Genomic DNA, 1,053 nt, shown 5'->3' with positions numbered 1-1,053 from the left:
GGAAGGCGTGCCGGTCAGCCTGTCGACCATGGCCGACGCCGTGGGGTCGAGCTGTGCCGCGCTGGAGCCGCTGCTGCGACGGGTCGAGGCCCATGTGATGGCGGCGGAGCGCCTGCATGGCGACGATACGACCGTGCCGGTCCTGGCCAAGGGCAAGACCGATACCGGGCGCTGCTGGGTCTATGTCCGTGACGACCGGCCGTTCGGCGGGACGGCGCCGCCGGCGGCGCTGTTCCGCTACTCGCGCGACCGCAAGGGCGAGCATCCGCAGGGCCACCTAGCCGGATACGCCGGGCTGTTCCAGGCCGACGCCTTCGACGGCTATCGTGCGCTGTACGCGGCCGAGCGAAGTCCCGGCCGGATCCGGGAGGCGGGATGCTGGGTGCATGCCCGGCGACCGTTCTTCGCCATGGCCGATCTTGAGGAGAACGCCCGGCGCCAGGCCGCAGGCAAGAAGACGATCGCGCTCTCGCCCATCGCCATCGAGGTGGTGCGCCGCATCGATGCCCTGTTCGCCATCGAGCGGCCGATCAACGGCAAGAGCGCCGAGGAGCGCCGGGCGGTCCGCCAGGAATTGAGCAAGCCGCTGGTTGAGGATCTGCGGGCCTACCTGCATGAGCAGCGCGCCAAGCTGTCCCGTGGACATGACCTCGCCAAGGCCATCGACTATGTCCTGAAGCGGTGGGCTGCCTTCACCCTGTTCCTGGACGATGGATGCGTCTGCCTGTCGAACAATGCCGCCGAACGCGCCTTGCGCGGCATTGCCCTGGGACGGAAGTCCTGGATGTTCTGTGGCTCCGACCGCGGCGGCCAGCGTGCCGCCGCCCTGTACAGCCTGATCGTCACCGCCAAGATGAACGGCGTCAACCCACAAGCCTGGCTGGCCGACGTCCTCGCCCGCATCGCCGCGCACCCGGCTCACAGGCTCGACGACCTGCTGCCGTGGCGCTGGACACCCAAGGCGGCGGCGACACCCGCCGTGGCTGCCTGACCGGGAACTACGGCCCGGGCGACGAGGCCGTCAGCACCCTGCGGCCTACGCCGCATGCTTAC

1 protein-coding gene is annotated in these 1,053 nt (G+C 69.9%); it reads left to right on the top strand.

From position 1 onward, the window contains the following. The coding region (tnpC, locus tag P5F91_RS29800) for an IS66 family transposase (protein WP_277909157.1) at positions 1-991 on the top strand (991 nt) is incomplete at its 5' end. Between the last annotated feature and the right edge of the window lie 62 nt (positions 992-1,053).

The sequence above is a fragment of the Nitrospirillum amazonense genome (assembly GCF_029594735.1).
Taxonomy (GTDB): Bacteria; Pseudomonadota; Alphaproteobacteria; order Azospirillales; family Azospirillaceae; genus Nitrospirillum; species Nitrospirillum amazonense.
The sequence above is the reverse complement of the archived record's forward strand: the minus strand, read 5'-3'. Positions and strand labels throughout refer to the sequence as shown.